The following is a 22787-nucleotide window of genomic DNA, read 5'->3' on the forward strand; positions in this document are numbered from 1 at the left end:
CCTAATGGAAAAATTTTGCGTTTATGGTAAATTAGTAGCCAAAGAAGGGAAAGCACAGGAACTTACTGCTTACATGCAAGAAGTTGTCAAAGAAATGCAAAATCTTGACACTTGTTTCTGCTATATCTTAGGTGAGAAGGCAGATGAACCCAACAGCATCTATATTTACGAAGTTTGGGAGAGCGAGCAAGCTCACAATGACAGTCTGACCTTGGAAGTTTTTCAAAATCTCATTGCAAAAGCTAGACCCATTATTGCAGGCATGGAAAATTTGCATAAGCTGACTATTTTTGATGGTAAGGCAAGTTTCTAAATTCCTAAGAAAAACTAAAAACTTTAGATGTTTCAAGCGTCTAAAGTTTTTTTATCATTTATCTACAGGTAAAAATCTTGTGACATAGAGATTTGGGAAAGCAGACTGTTTCCTCCGATTCTTGGGACATCTCGCGAAGTGTTACTTGCTTTCTGGTTTTCTTTATGAGGTTTTGATTTTTTGTCCTTTCTTTTTGATGTGATATAATGAGCTTAAATAAATGGGAAAGGAGCAAGTCTATGTCTAAAGCTATCATGGAAGAAGTGGCAGCCTATCTGCGTCAGCATGCAGATGAAGAGCTGAGTCTGACCGATTTGGCTCAGCATTTCCACTATAGCCCTTCCCATCTATCCAGAACTTTCAAGAAAAAGATGGGCTTTTCTATCAAGCAATATATGGAAGCTCTTAAGATGGAAAAAGGGATTCAGGAGATTGTAGAAGGCCGGCAAAATGTGACTGAGACCTCTATGGAAGCTGGTTATGATAGTTTAGGCAGTTTTTCCAATACTTTTAAGCGGCATACTGGACTTTCGCCTAAAAAATACTATCAGGAATCAACCAAGGCTTATGATTTTATGGTAAAACAGCTGGATGAGAAGGGAGCTTTGTTACATCAGGATCCCGACTGTAAAAGTGGCAATCGGCTGACTGTGGCGCTATCTTATCCTGAGGGGTATGAACCACGCATTAGCTGTGTCGGGCTTTTTAAAACCCGCATACCCAAAGAAGAGCCGGTTATCGGAGTAGCACTGAGTCAGGAGAGACAGTTTACTTTTGAAAATGTACCGGATGGTCGCTACTATCTTTTGGCCTGTGAATTGCTGGAGGATTTACGTCTAACTAAAAACTATGTCTTGAAGCATAACTTTCGCTGGGGCAGCGATGAGCCTCTCACTTTTTCAGGCGATAGCATCTATCAAGAAGAAATCAGCATGCGCAGGCCCTTACCCAGTGATCCACCTATTACAGTTAATCTTCCAGTTTTAATCATGCGTTCCCTAGCCAAACAAGCGCAATTGAGAATAAGAAAATTTTTATCCTAATTGATAAACTGATACTAGAGATTTATTCTCAGATATAAGAAATCGGAGGAACGATAATGAAATTAGACGTGTTTTTAAGTTTTAATGGTCAGGCCGAAGAAGCTTTTCGTTTTTATGCAGATCTTTTTCAGACAGAGATAAAGGGACTTGTCCGAGCCAGTGAGATGCTGGATCCAGCAGACCTTCCTGCAGAAAAACGGGATAAGATTGCCTTAGATACGGAGAACTTAACCCTGAATGGTGAGGATGTAGGCATTTTTAACGACCTATCTATTCCTAGCAATCATCAGCCCAATCAATGGTTAGTTCTGAGCCCAGGCAGTAGAGAAGAAGCCGATGAGCTTTTTGCTAAGCTTGCTGAAGGTGGGCAAATTCTCTATCCTTTAGAGGAACAAGCTTTCGCAGAGTTTTATGGCCGCTTGATTGACCGTTTTGGTATCGGCTGGGATGTGATGAAATGAGGTAGGAGGATGGCTTATAGTAAATCCTTAGCCCAGCAAGTCCGTGCCATTTTAGCTACTGATCTTCCCCCTCATGTTTTTGAAGAAGAGGTAGAAGAGAAGAAGATGTTTGGTGGCTTGGCTTTTATGGTTCGAGGTAAGGTGATCGTTACTGTGAGTTCGAGAAGTCAAGAGCTTGTCATGGTACGCATTGGTAAGGAAATGGAAAAGCAGGTCCTGCCTAAAAATGGTGCCAGTGTGACGTTAATGAAGGGCAGGCTTTATCATGGCTATATTGATTTAGATGGCGAAGGACAAAAGGAACTGTCTTACTGGATCAAGCTAGCTTTAGCTTACAATCAGGAGCTGACGCAGCAGGATAAAAAGTAAGAAGTGCTCAGATGAGTTTTGCTTTCTTAGAAGTTTATTCATTGCTTTTTTATGAAGTTCAAATATATTCTTAGAATCTGTATTGATGAAGTTTTCAGTCGGAAAGTCTCTTCATGGATAAAGGTTTTTCGTCTTTTTCTCCCAAAAATGTTATACTAATACCAGAATCTGTTTTTCGAATGGAGTTTATCCCTAAAAGCCTTGGAAAAAAGCTAGTTTGTACCAGTATTGAGTTTTGATTTTGCGTTTTCTCGCTTTCAGAAAGGCTTTTGTCGTTAGAAAGGAGCATGGTATGAGTATTTCTTTTTACATTCAGAACCGAAAGGGCTTGTTTAGCTATAAGGCCGTCGAAACACCCTTGTCTCTGGTTTCCTTGGTGGAAGGGCTGGAGGTCGTAGGCCTCGAGGGCGATAAGGCTTATCAATCCTTGGATCAGGTCGGAACTTTTCTGGCTGTCTATTGGAAAGGGGCAGGCCGTGGGTTTGAAGTTTATTATCTGCCAGACCGGGAAACCTATCAGGTTCGTGTCTTGACCCCATCGACGGTAGGTGACTGGAAGGGGGCCATTCTCTTCATGAGTCGTTTGGCTCAGAAGATGAAGCAGGATATTGTCGATGAATACGGCACCGCTTACACTGCCGACGGGATTTTTAATATTGATTTTGAAGCGGATATTCTCTACGGCCTGAACGATGCCAGAGTGGCAGCTGCGCCTATGCATGTTTTTGAAGGTTATGCTCATGATTTGTATATGTCGCAGGAAAAACTTCTGGAACTATTCAAAGCTGAAGATCCTGTGGAGGAGTTTGGCAGGCAGATGGCTGAGATGCAGCAGGTTCAGAGTCAATTTTCTACTCCTAAGTATTATAAGGATCAGGGTGGGAAATACCTAGGTTCTTATGTCTTGGCAGAAGGGGTGGAAACGGTCCTTCCGACTCAGCCCATGCCCAAGGGCTACTTGGTTAAAGAGATGATTGAGAGCGGTGCTAGTCAAGATATGGAATGGCATCTCCATATCCTGATAGAGGATGCCAGCAGTCCGCAGGGCTATAAATATCTGACAACAAAGGATTTAAAAGCTTTTTTGGAAAAGATTCCAGACACTCACCGTACTTATCTGGATTCCAGTCAGATTCGGATTCAGCCACTCAATCGGCTGGAACTGGAAGCTATTTTGGATCAACTTCCCGATGGAGAACCGAAGTTTTAGCGCTAGGAAAATTTACTTTTTGAATCTTAACAGAGCTGCCAAAAGGTGGCTTTTTTAGGTCTGTCAGCAGTTCTCACAATTTTGTGACTCTTTTCGATTTGATAACATTATTGAAAATATCTTGAAAATTTCAAAAAGAAGCTATAGAATAGAGGTCAGTTTTATAAAAAAGGAGAACAAAATGAAAGAAAAACACATGCTAATCTTGGGCTGGGTGGCCACGTTTATGTCTGTTATGATGTATGTTTCCTATATCCCACAGATTATGAATAATCTAGCTGGCAATAAGGGTGACTTTATCCAGCCTTCAGTAGCTGCTCTAAACTGTACTCTCTGGGTCATTTATGGTCTATTTAAAGAGAAGCGGGATATTCCTTTGGCAGCGGCTAATATGCCAGGCATCGTATTTGGCTTGATTACTGCTGCAACAGCCCTTATGTAAGATGAGATTGGGAGTTGTTCCCAGTCTTTTTTGTTGGAAAATCATTGGACAAAGTATTCACGTCATTTGTGGCTATAGAGTCTGCCTATGGCTTTGGCTATGTAGAAAATATGCAGGCAGCGTTCAGCAGGCCGCCTTTTTATGATACAATGGTAAGATGAAGTCGGTAGCTATCTGCTGGCTGTTTCATCAGGAAGAAAGGGATAAGAGAGCGCGCCTATGATACTTGAAGAATTTGACAACAATCGTCAAGCCATCATCAATCCAGAAGATTTGAATGAATCCATAGAAGGATTTCCAGAGACGGCTGTTTCTTGCTTTGCCAGAGAGACTTTCGCCCGGATGCTGGCGGATTTTGAGCATGAGCTGATTACGACGACCAGCATGGCAAATATTGAAATTCCTATCTATCGTATTTTCGTGGATGGACGGGAACTGGCTCTCTTCAATGCACCGGTTGGCGCTTCGGATTGTGTGGCAATTCTGGAAGATTTGATTGCTTTTGGTATGAAAAAGCTGGTACTTTTCGGGACTTGCGGCATCTTGGATGAGGAGATTGAGGAAACTTCCGTTATTATCCCGACAGCTGCCCTGCGTGATGAGGGGACTAGCTATCACTACCAGCCAGCTAGCCGTGAGCAGGAAGTCAATCTTGGCTTGAAAGATTTTCTGACAGCTTTTCTGGACGGGCGCGGTATTTCTCATAGCAAGGGCAAGGTCTGGACGACAGATGGCATTTACCGTGAGACGCCTGCTAAGCTCCGCCAGAGAAAGGCCGAGGGAGCCATCTGTGTGGATATGGAATGCTCAGCTGTAGCGGCTTTGGCAGCCTTTCGAGAGATAACCGTCTGCCAGTTCTTCTATGCAGCCGATCACTTGTCTGAGGAAACTTGGGATATGCGCAACCTAGCCAATCATGCAGACTTAGACGAAAAAGATAAGATTGCCAATCTCGCGATTCAGATCGCTCTGGCACTATAGAGAAATAAGATGAAAAAACCAATTATCCAATTTGAAGATTTTAGCTTTCAATATCAGGCCCAGTCTGAGCCGACCCTGAAGCAGATCAATCTGACTATTTACGAGGGAGAGAAGGTTCTGATTGTCGGGCCGTCTGGCTCTGGTAAGTCAACGCTGGGTCAGTGCCTCAATGGGATTATCCCCAACATTTATAAAGGTGAGGCCAGTGGTCAGCTCTTGATTAAGGGGCAGCCAGCCTTTGAATCCAGCATTTATGATAAGTCTAATCTTGTCAGCACGGTTTTGCAGGACACGGATGGCCAGTTTATCGGGCTTAGCGTAGCAGAAGATTTGGCCTTTGCGCTGGAAAATGATGTGATGGAGCTGTCGCTTATGCGCGAAAAAGTCCAAGCCTGGTCAGAGAAGCTGGATTTATCAGAGCTTTTACAGAATCGGCCCCAGGATCTATCAGGCGGTCAAAAGCAGCGCGTCAGTCTGGCTGGAGTTTTGATTGACGAGAGTCCTATTCTGCTTTTTGACGAGCCCTTGGCCAATCTGGATCCAAAGTCGGGTCAGGATACCATTGATTTGATTGACCAGCTTCATCGGGAGACGGAAACGACAACTCTGATTATCGAGCATCGTTTGGAAGATGTCCTCTACAGACCGGTAGACCGCTTAGTGCTTGTCAATGACGGATGCATTCTCTTTAATGGACAGCCGGATGACCTGCTCAGAACCCAACTGCTAGCTGAAAATGGCATCCGCGAACCGCTCTACATTACCACCTTGCGCCAGCTAGGAGTTGAAGTGGAAAAGACTGAGGGATTGTCCCGCTTGGATCAGCTGCAGCTGGCAGATGTGACCTTTGAGGGCAGGAATTGGTCTGACTCTGACAAAGGGCCTCAGGATCCCTTGCTGGAACTGGATCACGTTTCCTTTGCTTACCAGAGCGGCGGCAAGCCTATTCTGCAGGATATCAATCTGAAGATTTTCAAGGGTGAGCGGATAGCTATCGTTGGTAAAAATGGAGCTGGTAAGTCAACCCTGGCCAAGGCCCTCTGTCAGTTTATCGAGACTGTGGGGAGCTATAGCTGGAAAGGTCAGGACATCAAGGGAGACTCTATCAAGGAGCGAGCTGAGCGGATTGGCTATGTACTGCAGAATCCCAATCAGATGATTTCGGCAGCCATGATTTTTGATGAAGTGGCTCTAGGCTTGCGCTTGCGCGGACTGGCAGAAGCGGAAATCGAAGAGCGGGTCCATGCGGCTCTCAAGACCTGTGGGCTCTATGAATTCCGTAGTTGGCCGATTTCTGCCCTGTCTTTCGGCCAGAAGAAGCGGGTGACCATTGCGTCTATCTTGGTGCTGAATCCGGAGATTATCCTTTTGGATGAGCCTACAGCTGGTCAGGACCAGCGCCATTATACCGAAATGATGGACTTTCTAGACGAGCTCAATCAGCAGGGACATACGATTATCATGATTACGCACGATATGCAGCTGATGCTGGATTACTCAGATCGGGCAGTGGTTGTGGTGGATGGTCAGATTTTAGCTGATAAGGCGCCTGCCCAGGTACTGACAGATCAAGAGTTGATTGCGGCGGCCCATCTAAAGGAAACGTCAATCTTTGCTCTGGCTGAGAAGCTTGGTGCCGACCCTCTGGCTTTGACCGAGTTTTATATGCGAAAAAAGGAGGACAAGCATGCTTAATCAGCGAAAATTAATCGGCTACCATGCAGGCGAGACTTTTCTTCATGGTCTGTCCGGTGCCAGCAAGATGCTCTTCTTCGTTCTGGTATCAGTAGCAGCCATGATCAGCTATGATACTCGCTTTTTGCTGGGGCTAGCCCTGCTGTCACTCTGCCTCTTTCGGTTGTCCCACATCCGCATCCGAGACATTTCATTTGTTTTAGTCTTTGCGGCATCCTTTGCTGCGCTTAACTTAGTGATGGTCTATCTTTTCGCTCCTCAGTATGGTGTTGATATCTATGGAGCCAAAGATGTCTTCTGGACCGGATGGGGAGCTTATAGTCTAACAGCCCAAGAGTTATTCTACCTCTTTAATCTCCTGCTCAAGTATGTTTCGACCATACCTCTGGCAGTGATTTTCCTCATGACAACCCATCCCAGTCAGTTTGCTTCCAGCCTACATCAGCTTGGTATTTCCTATAAAATTGCTTACGCGGTCAGTCTGACGCTCCGCTATATTCCAGATTTGCAGGAAGAATTTTTCCTGATTAGGATGTCCCAGGAAGCGCGCGGGCAGGAATTATCCAAGAAAGCCAAACTGACTCAGCGCGTGAAAGGAAATCTGCAGATTATCATTCCGCTGATTTTCAGCTCGCTAGAGCGCATCAATACCATTGCTACAGCCATGGAACTGCGCCGATTTGGGAAAAATAAAAAACGCACCTGGTATACCTATCAGGCTCTAAGCAGACGAGATATGCTGGTGCTGACACTGGCAGTCGCCTTTCTATTGCTCTGCTTTGTACTCTTCGCTGTCAATCACGGCCGCTTTTATAATCCGTGGAGGTAGGATGGAGGAAAGTAAAATATGGATATTTATGCTTATCAAAGACCTTTGGGGAAAATAGAGGATGCGCCAGACTTGAAGAAAGCCTTTATTAAAGTTTATGAAGAAAAAACACACCAAGAAGTAGTTCGATTTTGCCAAGTGTATGCTGCTCATCTTTCGGAGCTAACTGCTTTTGCATTTACAAAAGAGATGAAACAGGCTCTTATCGCTATGGATGACTGGTTAGCTGGGGAGAGTTCTTATCATGCTGCTAGAAATCTGAGCTTTGAGATTTCACGTTTAGCAAAAAAGGAAGAAGATGTAGTTAAAGTTAGATTCTATCGAACGATGGCTCAGCTTGTGGCTAGTCCCCATGTTAAATATCATGGCCTTTGGGCAACAGATTTTGCTATTACCTTGATAAACAAGATGTATCCAGGTGATTTTGAAGCTGTTAAAAAAGAACGGCTGAAGCAAATTGAATTATTGAAGATGACATAAAAAATCAGGCAATCCTAGCCTGATTTTTTCTTTTCATAATGGTCTTTTGTTTGGCATGCCGGCTTTGCGGGGGTATTTATTGGGGGTTTCTTTCTTCTTTTCTACCACTGTGATAAAGCGGGGGTCGCCGTTTGGTAGGGCATAGCTGAGGTTGTCTTGGACCTTGCTAAAGAGTAAATTAAGGGCATTTTTTGCTTCGTTCAGTTCCTCTGGAGCATTGGAAGCCTTGAGCGCTAGGAGCTTGCCGCCAACTTTCAGATAGGGAATGGTCAGTTCAGACAGAACCTGCATCCGAGCGACTGCACGAGCAGTGACCAGGTCAAATTGGGCCCGAAAGGTCTTGTCCTGAGCAAAGTCTTCTGCGCGGCCGTGGTAGAAGTGAACCTTGTCCAGCTCCAGCTCTTCTGCCAGCAATTTTAGGAAGTTGATTCGTTTGTTGAGGGAATCAATGATAGTCACATCCAGCTGAGGGCAGATGATTTTCATAGGGAGGCTAGGAAAGCCAGCACCGGCTCCGATGTCCAGCAGCTTAAGCTCTTGATTACCAATCAAGCCTTGCAAAACGGGCGCTATTGAATCATAGAAATGTTTGAGATAGACTTCATTTTTCTCGGTGATAGCTGTCAGATTGATTTTTTCATTCCATTCGACCAAGAGTTCAAAATAACGCTCAAACTGGTCTTTCTGGCGGTCGGTCAGCTCGATTCCCTGCTGGGCTAAGAGCTGGTAAAATTCTTGTGGTGTCATAGTTTTATCCTTGTTTATCAGTATTTATCCTATTATATCACAAAAAGAAGTCCCCGGCATTCTGCCAAAGGGCTTCTTTTCTTATATGCCAATCTGATTGAGCTCAGCCAAGAGCAGCTGACGTCGCTCATCCTGATTAGCAGTGGGGATAAACCGAATTTCTTTTTTAATCTTACCATCTAAAATAAGCAGAACCTTGTCGGCATAGGTAGCCACGCTGGCATCGTGGGTTACCAGAAGGATACTTGCGCCCTGCTGATGGAAGTGCTGCATGAGTTCCATAGCTTGACGGCCAGCCTGAGAGTTGAGGGCTCCTGTCGGCTCGTCAGCAAAAATGATTCGAGGCTGGTTCATGAGAGCCCGACAAATGCCTGCTCGCTGGAGTTGGCCGCCCGATACCTGATGGATAGAGCGGTGAGCAATGTCCTTAATCCCGGTCAGAGCCATTAACTCCTTGGCTCGCTCATAGGCTCCCTTTCGCTCGCTGCCTTTCTTACCAATAATACTCGGTAGGCAGATATTGTCTAGGATATTGAGATTTTTCAGGAAGGTTGCCTGCTGGAAGACAAAGCCGAAAGCCTCTCTGCGAAGGGGGTCTAAATCCTTGTCTTTCATAGCCAGCAAGTCCTGTCCCTGGTAAAGAATCTGTCCTTGGTCAGGTTTGTCAATGGTGGACAAAAGATTGAGAAGAGTGGATTTCCCGCAGCCAGACGGTCCCATGATGGCGATGAATTGGCCGCTTTCAATCTCTAACGACAAATCACGGAGAATGGGCTCCTGATTTTCCTGATAGCTTTTGCTGAGGTTATGTGCTTCTAATAACATAGACTTCTCCTCGGATGTAAAATAAATGCTAAATCTTTTTAAGGTCAATGTTCCTTGAGATAGCGTCCAATTTCCAGATTGTTCAGCGCTCGGAGACTGATGTGTGCTGCTGTAAGTCCGCTAAGAAGCAGAGCCAGCGGTGTCCATAGAAAAGTAAGGGGCTTATTGATGATGAGCTGGAGTTTGCTGATACCGAAGCTGCTGAGCAGTAGACTGCAGACTTCTTGCCCCAGAATAAGGAGCAGCAGGTCGGCTATTGCCAAAGCCAGCATCAAGATGAAGCAGACGGCGAGCAGGTAGTGGCTCCTGAGTCGTTCACTGCCAAATCCCAGCATCCGATAAAGTGCCAAGTCAGCTTGGTCCTTGGTGAAAATCATATAGACAAAGAGAGTCATAAGGATGAAGACAATGCCGAGCCCTGTCCAGAAAACGCTGATCTGAATCAGGCGGAGCATGGCTAGCGTATCATCAAAAGTCTGATGGAAAAAGTCTTCTACGTCGGTTAATTTATAGTTGGAATAGCGTTTTTTCCATTCGTTGATTTTTTGAACTTTGTTGCTAGCATCTTTAAGACGGATGGTCGTCAGACTATTGAGTGTTTGAGCCTGCTTTGTCACAAATACAGCCTTGGCGGTCTTGCCACCGTAGGTCAGGTCTGAGTAGATACCGACTACTTTTAGTTTTCTGGCTTGACCGTCTACCGTCAAGGTCAGGCTGTCTCCTACTTTTAGCTTGAGCTCCTCTGCCTTAAGCTTGGAGAGGGCAATTTCATGCTCGTTTTTAGGATAGCGGCCTTGGCTGTATTTGACTGGAAATCCTGCATGGTTTCCCAGAGTTACCCGCAACTGCTGAGTCTGACCTTGTTGGTCTTGATAGGAGAAATTCTGGCTTTGGTACTGACTGATTTCGGCGATATCCTTGTCTGCCTGCAGCTCTTTTAGCAGCTTGGCAGCCTTGGTATCAATATCTTCAGTTTGAGAAATATCTATCAGCACATCTGCCTGACCAGCTCCCAGATACTGGATGAAGTTCTTGTCCATCACAGTGCTATAGAGACTGGCTGGTAGCAGGATAAGCAAGCTAATCAAACTGACAATGAACAAGATAGTCAAATAGAGTTTTTTATGATTCAGAATCGTTTTCAGAGCGAAATAGGGTCTGTCTAAGAGGGGGATAGTCGGTAAGCCCATTTTCGGAGTAGAACGAGTTTCGGTCAGACTGTTGGAAGAAGCTAATCTTAAAGCTTGGCCGGACGTCATTTTCTTAAAAGAGCTTAGAGGCCGGGCAGTCAGCCAGAAGACTAAGAGACAGAGCAGTAGAGCCACTAGCATTTCCAAAAGATAGCTATAGAAGGGCGTCGGGCTTTGCCCCATAGACAGTGCCATTTGCTTTTTAAAAGGACTACTCAGAAGAAAGGACAGTCCCCATCCAGCGATGGTTGCTAGAGCCAGGCAGAAATAATACTTGGTCAGGTAGACTCTGCTGATAAAGCTTTGGGGCAGTCCCATCACCTTCATAACGGCAATCTGCTGCAGTTCTTCTTGAATCTTGGTCAAGAGGGCAAAGCGCATGCAGAGAAAGGTGATGCCAATGATGGCCACAACCAGTAGCCCCATGACTAGGATGACTAGAGCATCATTGAAGCCGTTAATCATCTTGATCGTCGGATAGGTAATCATAGGCGGTCCATTGGACTCAAGCTCTGCATTTTTATAGGCTTGCTCGATAGCTGAGATTTGGCTAAGCTTATGCACTCGAAAGGCAATCAGGTTCTCATTAGATGCAAATGATTCTTTTTTCAGAGTCTGCAAATCAGTCTGTGAAATGAGGAAGCGCTTAGAGGATACTAGACCAGCATTCATCTGGGCATCTCGGATAAAGCCCTTGACAGTCAGTTGGAGGCTGCCGACGACTTAATAGGTGTAGATCTCGGTGGTCGCCGTATCATTAAAAAAGAGCGGAATATATACTTGCCCCGGCTGAGGCTGAGCAGGCCGGTTATATTGATCCAGTAGGAAGTCAAAGTTTTGGTTCTGATTGGAAAAGCCATTATCCTGAGAGCTGTCCTGAAGCGAGTCCTGCCCATTGATGCGGATGGCTGACCCTTCTACATTGACAAAGTCGGTCACTTGCCAATCGGCAATTTCTGAATGCTGCTGGACAAAGTTTTGCAGCCGTTTTCGGTCGACGCTTCCGCTGTGCATCTGTAGCAGGTGAGGACTTTTAGCTGTTTCCACAAAGCGCTCAATCGAGCTAGTGAGACTAACGGTCAGGCGAGTAGCTGCAAAGCTCAGAGTCAGAGTCAGAAGCAGGAAAAGCCCGATGACCAACATGCTGACTTTGTTTTCTTTTAAATCATTTTTTATCAAGCGTTGAAACATATTCCAGCTCCTTTACTGAACGTGCTCGGGAGAGCAGGTAAGCACCGATGCTGATAGAGATACCGGATAGGATAAAGAGCAGACCGTAGCCTCTGCCTCCTCCAACACCGAGGATTTTTCCGACAGAATTTGCCAGCCAACCAAAGTAAGTCAGCGAGGGTTTGAAAAGTGTATCCGCAACCCAACCCATGCCGGCATAAGCTAGCACATATCCCAGCTGAGAAATAATGCCAATGGTTCCCCATACCTTGCCCTGATCCGCTTTATTGATATTGATGCGGACCAGATAGTCAATGGCTGTATTGGCGAAAGGCAGAGCAGCAAAGAGGAGAAAGCCAAAGCTGCAAATCCAGATGAAGTTTTCCTTCATTCCCAGCCCAACCATGAAGAGCCCCAGTAGAAATAGTGAGAGCCAGAGCATACGATGGAAGTGTTTTTTGATAGCAAATATCCCCAGAACCAAGCCTCCTATCAGCATCCCGCTGCTGGAGATGGTCATGACCCAACCGGCCGTTTTGGCGTCTGCGAAAGCCAATACCAAGGGAGAAAGCAGGATTTGGACTGTTCCCAAAAAGAAGGAAAAGCCTGTTCCAGCTAGAACTAAAATCCAGATGCCTTTTTTTCCATAGACGATTTGAAAACCTTTAAGGAAATCAGCCCAGAAGCGACTGTCACTGCTATAAACTTGCGAATGAATGGCTCTACGAGCCAGCAAGGTGCAGGCTACTGTCACGAAAATGGTTGAAAAGTCCAGCAACAGAATCGTGCTGATATGTCCGCTCGCTAAAATCATTCCAGCCAAGGCTGGTGAAATCAGGTAGCGGGCAATGCCATTAATCTGGGACAAACCAGTTGCTTTTGATAACTGGTCCTCAGGCAGCAAGTCGGAAATCGTAGCTCGAAAGGCCGGATTGACCAAGGCTGAAAAGAGTGAGCTAATCGCAGCTCCGATACAGATAAAAATCAAAGCAGGATTCTTCAGACTAAAGTAAATCCAGAGAACGCCTAAGCCTGACAAGCCATCTCCCAGAGCCATCAGCAATCTTCGGTCATAGCGATCGGCCAGAATTCCAGCCAGAGGGGTGACCAAAAGACCGGGTAGAAAAGCACAGAGCGTAACAAAAGAAGAAACAGAAACCAAACCGGTCAGCTGGAAGATATAAACTCCTAAAGCGAAAGAAGTCATACCAGAGCCGATTTCCGAGATGAAGCTTCCTATCCAAATCAATAAAAAGAGTCTAAAGCCTGATTGTTTCATAGTTGCCTCCTAATCTTGTGATGTCAAGTAAGTGTAAATAGTAAATCTAGTAATTAGCTGTCTAGCTGCTTTGTGTCTGAATCAAGTCTAGAAAGGGATTGAAGTAGCCTTGCCGGCTGTGAAAAATAGTTTCTAAAAGATAGAGAAAAGCCTGTAGTTTTTGCTGCTGTTTTTCTGGGGGGAGAGCCTGAAAACTGCTGCCAAAAGCTTGTAGTGAATAAGTAAGAATCATTTCCAGGCTTTCGTAGGGATAATCAGTCTTCATGTCTCCAGCAGCGATGCCGTCTTGGATGATGGGAAGTAAAATCTGAGGTGCCCGTTCAAGAAGAATTTGATTGGTCTTTTCGTGCAGGAGCGCATTTTGCGGCTGATTGAGATGCAGCAGCACTTCCTCTCCCTCTTGACGATTAAGATTCAGAGCAGCCATGCTGCCAACCAAGCGCTCTAGGACAGTTAGTTCACGATTATCAGCAAAGGCTTGGGAAGCTGTAAATGCTCTTTCAATGGTTCGCTCAATGATGGCATCCATTATCTCTTCCTTAGAAGAAAAGTAATAGTAGAGAGTACCGCGGGCAATTTGAGTCGCTTCTAAAATCTGGGAGATAGAGGTCTGGTCAAAGCCTTGCTCCATAAAAAGCTTCTGAGCAGTATCTAGAATAAAGTCTTTTTTATTGGCCATGCTTGCATCCTTTTTAGTAGTAAAATTTTATTCGACCGACTGTCGGTTTATCCTTTCCTTTATCATACATCTTTTCTAAATCAATGTCAAGAATAAAGACACTTCCACTATTTTTTGATATAATAAGTCTAATCAAAATTGAAGGAGTATATCATGACTTTTATTATTATTCTTATTATTGTCGCGGTTTTAGCATTCTTCGTTGTTGGTGCTTACAATACCTTGGTTAAAAGCCGCATGCAGACTCAGGAAGCTTGGAGCCAGATTGATGTGCAGCTCAAACGCCGTAATGACCTGATTCCTAACCTCTTGGAAACGGTCAAAGGCTATGGCAAGTACGAGCAGGCAACCTTGGAAAAGGTAACACAACTGCGCAACCAGGTAGCTTCAGCGGCTTCACCAGCCGAAGCTATGCAAGCCAGTGACGCCCTTTCTCGTCAGATTTCTGGAATCTTTGCAGTAGCTGAAAGCTATCCAGATCTGAAAGCAAATACCAACTACTTGAAGTTGCAGGAAGAGCTGACCAATACTGAAAATAAAATTGCTTATTCTCGTCAGCTTTATAATTCAGTAACTAGCAACTACAATGTCAAGTTGGAAACATTCCCAAGCAATATTGTTGCAGGAATGTTTGGCTTTAAAGCTGCAGACTTCCTCAAGACACCAGAAGAAGAAAAGGCTGTACCAAAAGTTGACTTTGGCAGCACTGGACTAGGTGACTAAGATGCTATTTGATCAAATTGCCAGCAATAAAAGGAGGACTTGGCTCCTCCTTATCGCTTTTTTCGGACTCTTGGCTCTCCTTGGAGCAGCTATTGGCTATCTCTGGCTGCGCTCTGCTGTTGGTGGTGTCTTGCTAGCCTTGATCATCGGAGCGATTTATGCCGGAGTGATGATTTTTCAGTCTACAGAAGTGGTCATGGCTATGAACGGAGCTCGCGAGGTCTCTGAGCAGGAAGCACCTGAACTCTATCATATTGTTCAAGATATGGCCATGGTCGCTCAGATTCCTATGCCACGTGTCTATATCGTAGAGGATCCCTCTCCCAATGCTTTTGCGACTGGCTCTAAGCCTGAAAATGCAGCTGTTGCAGCAACTACAGGTATCTTGCAAATCATGAATCGTGAGGAGCTTGAGGGAGTGATTGGCCATGAAGTCAGTCATATTCGCAATTATGATATTCGAATTTCAACGATTGCTGTGGCTTTGGCCAGTGCTATTACCATGTTGTCTAGCCTAGCTGGCCGTATGATGTGGTTTGGTGGCGGACGGCGCAGTAGTAATGATCGAGATAACGATAGTGGTTTGGGAATTATTCTCCTTATCGTATCGCTGATTGCTATCGTTTTAGCTCCTCTGGCAGCTACCTTGGTGCAGTTGGCCATTTCTCGTCAGCGGGAGTTTCTGGCTGATGCTTCCAGTGTAGAGCTGACCCGCAATCCGCAAGGGATGATTAATGCTCTGCTCAAGCTAGATCGCAGCGAGCCTATGGAACATCATGTTGATGATGCCAGTGCAGCTCTCTATATCAGCGATCCCAAAAAAGAAGGCGGACTGAAGAAACTTTTCTATACGCACCCTCCTATCTCAGATCGGGTGGAGCGCTTGAGACATATGTAAAACCAGAGGAAACTTAAATTATTCCCAAAAGTTAGATAAACAACTAGTAAAAGGATTTAGTTCTGCATTGGACAGGACTAAGTCCTTTTCGTTTTACTTCCTTTCATTCATGTCTAAAAAGATGTTTACTCAGATTGTGTTACAGTTTTATTTCAGTCATCCATGAACCTCAGATTATCCAAGTTTATTTTTGTATAAGTAAGGAGGCTAGATTTGAAAAAGCCAGTGTTTTCAAGTTGTCAGGTTGAACCCTTCTGAGAATCTTATAAAATCAATATTTTCTTGAAAACCATATAACTTTCAGAAAAAAATCACTATATTGAGTATTCCTATCTTTCAAATTAATCTATTTGTATTATTTGGAAATATAAAGTAATTTTTTTGTAACATATTCGAAATATATTACTAGTATATTAAATTTAGTAAAAAATTTTATTGCATATATGAAACCGAGGGCTCAATATGTTGAAAACATTTGGAAAAATTTTCAAAGTCATTAGAGAATCAAAAAATATGTCTCTTAAAGAGGCGGCAGCCGGAGATATTTCAGTGGCTCAGCTGTCTCGTTTTGAGCGGGGAGTCAGTGGTATTACGCTTGATTCTTTCTATTGCTGCTTAAAGAATATGGCTGTTTCTCTAGACGAATTTCAGTATGTTTACCATAACTACATTGAGGCAGATGATGCGCTTTTCTCAAAAAAAGTAGCTGATGCTTATCAGGAAAACAATGTCGTCAAGCTCCAAAGTATATTAGCTAGCTCAGAAGCTTTGGCTAAAAAGTTCCCTGAGAAGAAGAATTATAGGCTTAATACAATTGTTGTTAGAGCAGTATTGTCTTCCTGCAGTCCAGATTTTCAGATTAGCAAGAAAGATGTAGAATTTCTGACCGATTATCTCTTTTCCGTTGAGGAGTGGGGGCGTTATGAGCTCTGGCTCTTTACTAATAGTGTGGATCTATTGACCTTGGAAACACTGGAGACCTTTGCTAGTGAGATGATTAACCGCACCCAGTTTTATAATAATCTACCGGAGAATCGCCGGCGTATTATCAAGATGCTGCTTAATGTTATCAGCGTCTGCATAGAGAGTAATCATTTGCTGGTTGCTATGAGATTCCTCAATTATCTTGACCATTCTAAAATCCCTGAGACAGATCTTTATGATCGGATGCTGATTAAGTATCATAGGGCTCTTTATTCCTACAAGGTTGGGAATAGCTATGCTCTGAGCGATATTGAGGAGTGCTTATCTTTCTTGGAATTTTTAGATTCTTTCGGTGTTGCCCAGAAGCTCAAAGCTCAGTTTGAAAGGATTTGCCTTTCGCAGTTGCAGATGTGCAAATAAAATAGACTCATTTCTAAAAATATACTAGAATAAGAGTATAACTTTATACCAAATTCAGAAGGAGGCTTTATGATGGAGAAAAAAATTCATTATAAGATGCATAAAGTTAAGAAGAACTGGGTAGCCATCGGTGTGACTACCTTAGCACTTATCGTAGCACCAAAAGTACTTGGTCTCGAAGCAGGTCTTGTCCACGCTGATGATGTTAAGCAGGTGGCAGTTCAAGAACCAACTGCAGCTCAGGATAGCAGTTCAGGGCAGCCAGTTCAAGTACAAGCCAACTCAGCTTCTCAGCTGGAAGCAGAAAAAGCAACTTCTGCAGACAAGGTGACTGATGCTGCTGTAGCCAGTGAAAAAACTACTGAAACTGCAGCAAATACGGAAGCAGCGGTTCAAACAGATGCTCAAGAGCCAGCTAAGCAGGCAGCAGCAGAAGCAGCAACTACAGAAAAATCAGCCGTTGCTGAAGAAGCAAAAGCAGCTAATGCAACATCAGAAACTGCTAAACCGGAAGCAACTGATCAGGATAGACAAGCAAGTCCAGCAACTGCTGACAAACAAGCAAAGAAGACTGTTACAGACAAGATTGTTGCAAATCCAAAGGTTGCAAAGAAAGATCGCTTGCCAGAACCGGCTCAAAGACAGGGAGCGATAGCTGAAAGAATGGTGGCTGCTCAAGCTCAAGCGGCGCCTGTTAATGCTGAGCATGATGATGATGTCTTATCTCATATCAAGACCATTGATGGTAAGAAATACTATGTTCAGGACGACGGTACAGTTAAAAAGAATTTCGCTGTTGAGCTTAATGGAAAAATTCTTTATTTCGATGCAGAGACTGGAGCACTGATTGATTCAGCTGAGTATCAATTCCAGCAAGGTACTAGCAGTCTTAACAATGAATTCACCAGAATGAATGCCTTCCATGGCACTACGGACAAGGACATCGAAACAGTAGATGGCTATTTGACAGCAGATAGCTGGTATCGTCCAAAAGCTATCCTCAAGGATGGAAAAACATGGACTCAGTCTACAGAGACTGACTTGCGTCCGCTTTTAATGGCTTGGTGGCCTGATAAGCAAACGCAGGTTAGCTATCTTAATTATATGAACCAGCAAGGTTTGGGAGCAGGAGCTTTTGAAAACAAAGTGGAACAAGCTATCCTGACAGGTGCTTCTCAGCAGGTTCAGCGCAAAATTGAAGAAAGAATCGGTAAAGACGGCGATACTAAATGGCTGAGAACACTGATGGGTGCATTTGTCAAAACTCAGCCAAACTGGAATATCAAGACAGAGTCTGAAACAACTGGTACTAATAAGGACCACTTGCAAGGCGGAGCTCTGCTTTATACCAATAGTGATAAGACTTCTCATGCTAATTCTAAGTACCGCATCCTGAATCGCACACCTACCAGCCAAACTGGTACACCTAAGTACTTCATTGATAAGTCAAATGGTGGTTATGAGTTCCTGCTAGCTAACGACTTTGACAACTCTAATCCAGCTGTTCAGGCTGAGCAACTCAACTGGTTGCACTTTATGATGAATTTCGGCAGCATCGTAGCTAATGATCCGACTGCTAACTTTGACGGAGTCCGTGTCGATGCGGTGGACAATGTCAATGCGGACTTGCTCCAAATTGCCTCTGACTACTTCAAGTCTCGCTACAAGGTTGGAGAAAGTGAAGAGCAGGCTATTAAGCATCTGTCTATCTTAGAAGCTTGGTCTGACAACGACCCTGACTACAACAAAGACACCAAGGGTGCTCAATTGCCGATTGATAATAAGCTTCGTCTGTCCTTGCTTTATTCGTTCATGCGTAAACTTTCTATCCGTAGCGGTGTAGAGCCAACGATTACGAATAGTCTGAATGACCGTTCTACTGAAAAGAAAAATGGCGAGCGGATGGCCAACTATATCTTTGTTCGGGCTCATGACAGTGAAGTACAAACCGTTATTGCCGACATCATTCGGGAAAATATCAATCCAAACACGGATGGTTTGACCTTTACCATGGATGAGCTCAAGCAAGCCTTCAAGATCTACAACGAAGATATGCGCAAGGCGGACAAGAAGTATACGCAGTTTAATATCCCAACTGCTCATGCTCTCATGCTCTCCAACAAAGACTCCATCACTCGGGTCTACTATGGTGATCTCTATACAGATGACGGCCAATACATGGAGAAAAAATCTCCTTACCACGACGCTATCGATGCCCTGTTGCGGGCTCGTATTAAGTATGTAGCTGGCGGTCAGGACATGAAAGTCACCTATATGGGTGTGCCTCGTGAGGCGGATAAATGGTCTTATAACGGTATTTTGACTTCTGTTCGTTACGGTACTGGTGCTAACGAAGCGACAGATGAAGGAACAGCAGAAACTCGTACCCAAGGTATGGCTGTTATTGCTTCTAACAACCCTAACCTCAAGTTAAATGTATGGGATAAACTGCAAGTCAATATGGGAGCAGCCCATAAGAATCAATACTACCGCCCTGTACTCTTGACAACCAAAGATGGCATTTCCCGCTATTTAACTGACGAAGAAGTGCCGCAATCGCTCTGGAAGAAGACGGATGCTAATGGTATTTTGACCTTTGATATGAATGATATCGCAGGCTACAGCAATGTCCAGGTTTCTGGTTATCTAGCTGTTTGGGTACCAGTTGGTGCTAAGGCAGATCAGGATGCTCGTGTAACAGCTAGCAAGAAGAAAAATGCCAGTGGTCAGGTTTACGAGTCTAGCGCAGCCCTTGATTCTCAGCTGATTTACGAAGGCTTCTCTAACTTCCAAGACTTTGCAACTCGCGATGACCAGTATACCAATAAAGTCATTGCTAAAAATGTCAACCTCTTCAAGGAATGGGGAGTGACTTCATTTGAGCTGCCGCCTCAGTATGTATCTAGTCAAGACGGTACTTTCCTAGACTCTATCATCCAGAATGGTTACGCCTTTGAAGACCGTTATGACATGGCAATGAGCAAGAACAATAAATATGGTTCTTTAAATGACCTACTCAATGCTCTCCGTGCTCTTCACAGTGTCAATATCCAAGCCATTGCGGACTGGGTGCCAGACCAAATCTACAACCTGCCAGGTAAAGAAGTGGTAACGGCAACTCGTGTCAACAACTACGGAACCTACCGTGAAGGCGCAGAAATCAAGGAAAAACTTTACGTTGCCAATACTAGAACCAATGGTACAGACTATCAAGGCAAGTATGGTGGAGCCTTCTTGGATGAACTCAAAGCTAAATACCCAGAAATCTTTGAACGAGTACAAATTTCTAACGGTCAAAAGATGACGACTGATGAGAAGATTACCAAGTGGTCAGCTAAACACTTCAACGGTACCAATATCTTAGGTCGTGGTGCTTACTATGTTCTTAAAGATTGGGCTAGCAACGAATATCTCAACAACAAGAATGGTGAGATGGTGCTGCCTAAGCAATTAGTTAATAAGAATGCTTACACAGGATTTGTCAAAGATACTACTGGATTCAAGTACTATTCAACTAGTGGCTATCAAGCTAGAAATTCCTTTATCCAAGATGAAAATGGAAATTGGTATTACTTCGATAAACGAGGTTACCTAGCAACAGGTGCTCATGAAATTGATGGCAAGCAAGTTTATTTCCTCAAGAATGGTATTCAGCTGCGTGATTCTCTCCGTGAAGATGAAATCGGCAATCAGTACTACTACGATAAGACTGGTGCCCAAGTTCTCAACCGTTACTACACTACTGACGGCCAAAACTGGCGTTACTTTGATGCCAAGGGTGTCATGGCTAGAGGTCTGGTGACCATGGGCGGCAATCAGCAATTCTTCGACCAAAACGGCTACCAAGTCAAAGGCAAGATTGCGCGTGCCAAAGATGGTAAACTTCGTTACTTTGATAAGGATTCAGGTAATGCTGCTGCTAACCGCTTTGCCCAAGGTGATAATCCAAGTGACTGGTACTATTTCGGAGCAGATGGTGTTGCAGTAACAGGTCTTCAAAAACTTGGCCAGCAAACCCTTTACTTCGACCAAGATGGCAAGCAAGTCAAGGGTAAAATCGTGACACTTGCAGACAAGAGTATCCGTTACTTCGATGCCAACTCCGGAGAAATGGCAGTCGGCAAGTTTGCAGAAGGTGCCAAGAACGAATGGTATTACTTTGATCAGGCTGGTAAAGCAGTAACAGGTCTTCAGAAGATTGGTCAACAAACCCTTTACTTCGATCAAAATGGTAAGCAAGTCAAAGGACAGCTAGTAACTCTGGCTGATAAATCAATCCGTTACTTCGATGCCAACTCCGGTGAAATGGCAGCTAATAAGTTTGTTGAAGGTGCTAAGAACGAATGGTACTACTTCGATCAGGCTGGTAAAGCAGTGACAGGTTTGCAGCAGATTGGCCAACAGACCCTCTATTTCGACCAAGACGGCAAGCAAGTCAAAGGCAAGCTTGTCTATGTCAATGGTGCTAACCGTTACTTTGATCCGAATTCAGGTGAAATGGCGCGCAATAAATGGATTCAGCTAGAAGATGGAAGTTGGATGTACTTCGACCGCAATGGTAGAGGCAGACGCTTCGGCTGGAACTAAAAGCAATAGAATAGGCTAAATGAAACTTAATCTTTAGCTTTCTAATAGACAAAAACGATAACTTCTTATTTTGAAGTTATCGTTTTTAGCTGTCTTCTAGGAGAACAAATATAGAAACAAGATTAAATCTATCAAATTTCTTTAACATCTTTCTTTTTTTCGATAGATAGGAGCAGAGCAATCACACCGATAATGCTGAAGATTAGCCAGCTAGCGTTCATATTCCAGAGGGCCAGGCTGCTGAAGACCATAGTACCAAAGGGGACAGAGAAAGAAAAGAGCAGACTCAGAAAGCTGGAAGTCTGAGCGAGAACATCAGAAGGCAATTTGCTCAGTAAGAGGGTGTTGATTTTGGGATTGATCTTGCCGGAGATATAAGCTAGTAAAAATCCAAAAGCAATGCCGACGAAAACAGGCAGATGCAAGAAATTGCTGACAGCAAGCAGAATCATTGTAAGAGCAGCCCAGAGGGTTAGTTGATTTAGAGAGAGACGGCTAAAGTAATCGTTGGGAGTCAGACTGGCTGCAATCATGGCTAGGACAAGAGTGGTCTGAAGAACCAAGAGAGACTGACTAAAGGATAGCTGGAAGATGGGGTTATCCAGCAAGTAGAGATTATAAAGAGCTATAAGAGAACCTGCCATAGCGTTGACGATCAGGATTTGAGCCAACAGTTTGAGAAAATTGCTAGAACCTTCCTGATCAAAGATCAGCTTAGACGATGTGTACATTTTCTTCAATTCTTCTTTCAGAGGAGCGTTTTTCTCAGAAATTACGACGGGGTCATGGGTCAATCGGCGGCGGACTAGGTAGAGGATGGTGGAGGATAGGAGAAAGGTCAAGGCGTTAACCAAAGCAACTAAGAAAAAGTCTTGCTGGCTGACGGTCAGGAGCCAAACTCCCAAAGCTTGTCCGGCCAGGCTACAGAGAAAGCTGATAAGCTGGGTAAAGGAGAAGGCTTCCATAAGGTCTTTCTCTGGAACATTCTTTTTTAAAATCGGCATTTGCAGGCCGCTGCGGTAATCGCTGATAATATCTGAAAGAATATTCATCAAGCAGACGGCTGAAAAGGCTAGATAAGAGCTGGAGCGAGTCATGAAGGCAACAAGAACAAAGAGCAGGGCTTGAAGATAACCAAAATGAATCAGCCAACGAGCTTTACGGATAGTCTTGTCAGCTTTGATACCAGCAAAGATAGTAAAGAATGTCGGAACCAGGACGATAAAATTAGCCACAGCAATAGCAAACTTGGGATTGGGCATGCTGGAAGCAAATACCACAAAAACAATATTGAAAATAGAAGCTCCCAAGGTGTTGAAGATTCGGGAAAGGCTGAGTGAGGCATAGACCCCATTTTTAAAGAATAATTTCATCGTAGACTCCTTTTCTAAACTGCAAGAATGAATGAAAGCTGATTGGGTGCATCTGTAAACTGGCTTTTGTTTTTTCTCTTTCTGATGAACATTATAGACCGTTTAAAGCCAAAAACAAGGGCTTTTCGGCAACTGGTTAGGTCTCATTA

Annotated in this window: 19 protein-coding genes; 14 read left to right on the plus strand and 5 right to left on the minus strand. The window is 44.1% G+C overall.

The window, feature by feature from the left end; genetic code table 11:
• Positions 1–4 precede the first annotated feature (4 nt).
• From RWX26_RS02655 to RWX26_RS02700, 10 genes are all read left to right on the plus strand, one after another.
• Positions 5–313 (plus strand): putative quinol monooxygenase, encoded by a 309-nt coding sequence (locus RWX26_RS02655; protein WP_314578930.1) that lies wholly within the window; start codon positions 5–7, stop codon positions 311–313.
• Positions 314–552: 239 nt separating this feature from the next.
• The gene (locus tag RWX26_RS02660) at positions 553–1356 is read left to right on the plus strand and encodes an AraC family transcriptional regulator (RefSeq protein WP_314578932.1); all 804 of its coding nucleotides are present in this window, start codon (positions 553–555) and stop codon (positions 1354–1356) included.
• 56 nt (positions 1357–1412) lie between these two features.
• Positions 1413–1817, plus strand: a complete 405-nt coding sequence (locus RWX26_RS02665; RefSeq protein WP_314578935.1) for a VOC family protein — start codon at positions 1413–1415, stop codon at positions 1815–1817.
• A gap of 9 nt (positions 1818–1826) precedes the next feature.
• A complete protein-coding gene (locus RWX26_RS02670; protein WP_314578938.1) occupies positions 1827–2186 on the plus strand; it encodes a TfoX/Sxy family protein in 360 nt (119 codons plus the stop codon).
• A gap of 292 nt (positions 2187–2478) precedes the next feature.
• Positions 2479–3396, plus strand: coding sequence for a DUF4299 family protein (locus tag RWX26_RS02675; protein ID WP_314578943.1), 918 nt, complete (start codon positions 2479–2481; stop codon positions 3394–3396).
• A 181-nt stretch (positions 3397–3577) separates the two neighbouring features.
• The gene (locus RWX26_RS02680) at positions 3578–3838 is read left to right on the plus strand and encodes a SemiSWEET family transporter (protein WP_002898091.1); all 261 of its coding nucleotides are present in this window, start codon (positions 3578–3580) and stop codon (positions 3836–3838) included.
• Positions 3839–4057: 219 nt separating this feature from the next.
• The gene (locus RWX26_RS02685) at positions 4058–4819 is read left to right on the plus strand and encodes a nucleoside phosphorylase (RefSeq protein ID WP_314578945.1); all 762 of its coding nucleotides are present in this window, start codon (positions 4058–4060) and stop codon (positions 4817–4819) included.
• Between the two features lie 9 nt (positions 4820–4828).
• A complete protein-coding gene (locus tag RWX26_RS02690) occupies positions 4829–6514 on the plus strand; it encodes an ABC transporter ATP-binding protein (protein WP_314578948.1) in 1686 nt (561 codons plus the stop codon).
• Entirely contained in the window at positions 6507–7343 is an 837-nt protein-coding gene (locus tag RWX26_RS02695) for an energy-coupling factor transporter transmembrane protein EcfT (protein WP_314578950.1), read from the plus strand. Before RWX26_RS02690 ends, RWX26_RS02695 begins: the two co-directional genes overlap by 8 nt.
• 18 nt (positions 7344–7361) lie before the next feature.
• Positions 7362–7823 carry a putative immunity protein gene (locus RWX26_RS02700; protein ID WP_223337475.1) on the plus strand — a complete coding sequence of 154 codons (462 nt, stop codon included), beginning with the start codon at positions 7362–7364 and terminating at the stop codon, positions 7821–7823.
• Between the two features lie 33 nt (positions 7824–7856).
• Here the strand turns inward: RWX26_RS02700 and rsmG are convergent, their stop codons facing one another.
• From rsmG to RWX26_RS02725, 4 genes are all read right to left on the minus strand, one after another.
• Complete coding sequence (rsmG, locus tag RWX26_RS02705) at positions 7857–8570, minus strand: 16S rRNA (guanine(527)-N(7))-methyltransferase RsmG (RefSeq protein WP_314578953.1); 714 nt, start codon at positions 8568–8570, stop codon at positions 7857–7859.
• A gap of 81 nt (positions 8571–8651) precedes the next feature.
• Positions 8652–9395: an ABC transporter ATP-binding protein gene (locus RWX26_RS02710; protein WP_314578955.1), complete on the minus strand. Its 744-nt coding sequence runs from the start codon at positions 9393–9395 to the stop codon at positions 8652–8654.
• Between the two features lie 2355 nt (positions 9396–11750).
• Complete coding sequence (locus tag RWX26_RS02720) at positions 11751–13034, minus strand: MFS transporter (RefSeq protein ID WP_314578957.1); 1284 nt, start codon at positions 13032–13034, stop codon at positions 11751–11753.
• 61 nt (positions 13035–13095) lie between these two features.
• Complete coding sequence (locus tag RWX26_RS02725; RefSeq protein ID WP_314578959.1) at positions 13096–13713, minus strand: TetR/AcrR family transcriptional regulator; 618 nt, start codon at positions 13711–13713, stop codon at positions 13096–13098.
• 153 nt (positions 13714–13866) lie between these two features.
• On the opposite strand from RWX26_RS02725, the gene RWX26_RS02730 reads away from it, so the two are divergent.
• The 4 genes from RWX26_RS02730 (at position 13867) to RWX26_RS02745 (ending at position 21265) form a co-directional block, all read left to right on the plus strand.
• Positions 13867–14436, plus strand: a complete 570-nt coding sequence (locus RWX26_RS02730) for a LemA family protein (RefSeq protein ID WP_002900967.1) — start codon at positions 13867–13869, stop codon at positions 14434–14436.
• A 1-nt stretch (position 14437) separates the two neighbouring features.
• On the plus strand, positions 14438–15334 hold the full coding sequence (gene htpX / locus RWX26_RS02735; protein WP_032912066.1) for a zinc metalloprotease HtpX: 897 nt from the start codon (positions 14438–14440) through the stop codon (positions 15332–15334).
• Positions 15335–15796: 462 nt separating this feature from the next.
• Positions 15797–16678: a helix-turn-helix domain-containing protein gene (locus RWX26_RS02740; RefSeq protein ID WP_002898077.1), complete on the plus strand. Its 882-nt coding sequence runs from the start codon at positions 15797–15799 to the stop codon at positions 16676–16678.
• Between the two features lie 69 nt (positions 16679–16747).
• Positions 16748–21265, plus strand: coding sequence for a glycoside hydrolase family 70 protein (locus RWX26_RS02745; RefSeq protein WP_314578966.1), 4518 nt, complete (start codon positions 16748–16750; stop codon positions 21263–21265).
• Positions 21266–21396: 131 nt separating this feature from the next.
• On the opposite strand, the gene RWX26_RS02750 is transcribed toward RWX26_RS02745, so the two are convergent.
• Entirely contained in the window at positions 21397–22638 is a 1242-nt protein-coding gene (locus RWX26_RS02750) for a hypothetical protein (RefSeq protein WP_002900962.1), read from the minus strand.
• Positions 22639–22787 lie beyond the last annotated feature (149 nt).

It is taken from the genome of uncultured Streptococcus sp. (genome assembly GCF_963536705.1).
Classification (GTDB): Bacteria; Bacillota; Bacilli; order Lactobacillales; family Streptococcaceae; genus Streptococcus.

Bases quoted from the DNA above. Each gene is read 5' to 3' on its own strand.
- RWX26_RS02730 (WP_002900967.1), top strand. From the start codon at position 13,867: ATGACTTTTATTATTATTCTTATTATTGTCGCGGTTTTAGCATTCTTC.
- RWX26_RS02690 (WP_314578948.1), top strand. From the start codon at position 4,829: ATGAAAAAACCAATTATCCAATTTGAAGATTTTAGCTTTCAATATCAG.
- RWX26_RS02745 (WP_314578966.1), top strand. From the start codon at position 16,748: ATGATGGAGAAAAAAATTCATTATAAGATGCATAAAGTTAAGAAGAAC.
- RWX26_RS02710 (WP_314578955.1), bottom strand. From the start codon at position 9,395: ATGTTATTAGAAGCACATAACCTCAGCAAAAGCTATCAGGAAAATCAG.
- RWX26_RS02655 (WP_314578930.1), top strand. From the start codon at position 5: ATGGAAAAATTTTGCGTTTATGGTAAATTAGTAGCCAAAGAAGGGAAA.
- RWX26_RS02660 (WP_314578932.1), top strand. From the start codon at position 553: ATGTCTAAAGCTATCATGGAAGAAGTGGCAGCCTATCTGCGTCAGCAT.
- rsmG (WP_314578953.1), bottom strand. From the start codon at position 8,570: ATGACACCACAAGAATTTTACCAGCTCTTAGCCCAGCAGGGAATCGAG.
- RWX26_RS02685 (WP_314578945.1), top strand. From the start codon at position 4,058: ATGATACTTGAAGAATTTGACAACAATCGTCAAGCCATCATCAATCCA.
- RWX26_RS02720 (WP_314578957.1), bottom strand. From the start codon at position 13,034: ATGAAACAATCAGGCTTTAGACTCTTTTTATTGATTTGGATAGGAAGC.
- RWX26_RS02700 (WP_223337475.1), top strand. From the start codon at position 7,362: ATGGATATTTATGCTTATCAAAGACCTTTGGGGAAAATAGAGGATGCG.
- RWX26_RS02725 (WP_314578959.1), bottom strand. From the start codon at position 13,713: ATGGCCAATAAAAAAGACTTTATTCTAGATACTGCTCAGAAGCTTTTT.
- RWX26_RS02675 (WP_314578943.1), top strand. From the start codon at position 2,479: ATGAGTATTTCTTTTTACATTCAGAACCGAAAGGGCTTGTTTAGCTAT.
- RWX26_RS02695 (WP_314578950.1), top strand. From the start codon at position 6,507: ATGCTTAATCAGCGAAAATTAATCGGCTACCATGCAGGCGAGACTTTT.
- htpX (WP_032912066.1), top strand. From the start codon at position 14,438: ATGCTATTTGATCAAATTGCCAGCAATAAAAGGAGGACTTGGCTCCTC.
- RWX26_RS02670 (WP_314578938.1), top strand. From the start codon at position 1,827: ATGGCTTATAGTAAATCCTTAGCCCAGCAAGTCCGTGCCATTTTAGCT.
- RWX26_RS02750 (WP_002900962.1), bottom strand. From the start codon at position 22,638: ATGAAATTATTCTTTAAAAATGGGGTCTATGCCTCACTCAGCCTTTCC.
- RWX26_RS02665 (WP_314578935.1), top strand. From the start codon at position 1,413: ATGAAATTAGACGTGTTTTTAAGTTTTAATGGTCAGGCCGAAGAAGCT.
- RWX26_RS02740 (WP_002898077.1), top strand. From the start codon at position 15,797: ATGTTGAAAACATTTGGAAAAATTTTCAAAGTCATTAGAGAATCAAAA.
- RWX26_RS02680 (WP_002898091.1), top strand. From the start codon at position 3,578: ATGAAAGAAAAACACATGCTAATCTTGGGCTGGGTGGCCACGTTTATG.